Origin of the sequence: Vibrio sp. 10N.261.55.A7, assembly GCF_002877365.1 — a bacterium.
Taxonomy (GTDB): Bacteria; Pseudomonadota; Gammaproteobacteria; order Enterobacterales; family Vibrionaceae; genus Vibrio.
The window spans coordinates 1-967 of the sequence record NZ_MCWZ01000191.1; the positions used below are offsets into that span (position 1 = coordinate 1).

1 protein-coding gene is annotated in these 967 nt (G+C 42.4%); it reads right to left on the reverse strand.

Features of this window, described 5'->3' with window-relative positions; translation table 11 throughout:
- Positions 1-183: 183 nt before the first annotated feature.
- Positions 184-967 (reverse strand): helicase-related protein (locus BCU12_RS10265; protein WP_133153857.1); only part of this gene is annotated, 784 nt, incomplete at its 5' end.

Below are 967 nucleotides of genomic sequence, written 5' to 3' on the forward strand. Positions count from 1 at the left end.
GATAAATATAGTTAATCAGTTGTGGTTATATGAGTATATAATATTAGGTATTCTAAATTGGGTGTGAGAATAAATAATGGCGTATGTGAAATGATATTGAAGGTAATGACTTTAGAATTAGATGGTTTTGAATGAGATGGGGTTGGTGGGGAGTTTACGCCCCACCCTTGGTGACGCAAATGCTTATCGCTTTTTTCCGCGACTTGCATGTATTTTAAGTTTGGCTTTCATTTTCTGCTTGTCTGAATTTCGCCCTCGTTTTTTCGGTGCATGAGGGTTGCTCACTTCTTCATTTAAACTCGGTTCAAAACCCTTTAGCCACTCTTGAGGCAGAGGCTTGTCCAATAGCTCTTCAATCGCTTTTAGTAGGTAATCTTCATCACGACTCATTAGCGATACCGCTAGGCCAGTTGCACCGGCGCGGCCAGTACGACCGATTCGATGAACATAGTCCTCCGCTTTGTAAGGTAAGTCGTAGTTAATTACTTGCTCTAGTTGGTGAATATCCAATCCCCTTGCGGCCACATCAGTCGCAATTAATGCCCTCACCTTTCCTGATTTGAAATCATCAAGAGCTTTTTGACGTGCACCTTGGGCTTTATCACCGTGAATAGAGGCGGCCTTTATGCCATCTAGCTTCAGTTCTTTGACAAGAGCATCTGTACCTTGCTTGGTTTTCACAAAGACAAGGACTTGTTGCCAGTTTTTAGAGCCTATTAGATAAGCTAATAGTTCACTCTTTCGCTTTTTATCAACGGGATACACAATCTCAGTCACTGTTTCTGCAGTGCTATTAGATGGAGAGACTTGTATTTCAACGGCATCCACCATCATTTTATGAGCGATGGCTTTTATTTTTGTGTCGAGCGTGGCTGAAAAGAATAGCGTTTGACGCTCGTCATTCATGCGTTTCAGTATTCTTTGAATGTCGGGCATGAAACCCATATCCAGCATGCGGTCCGCTTCA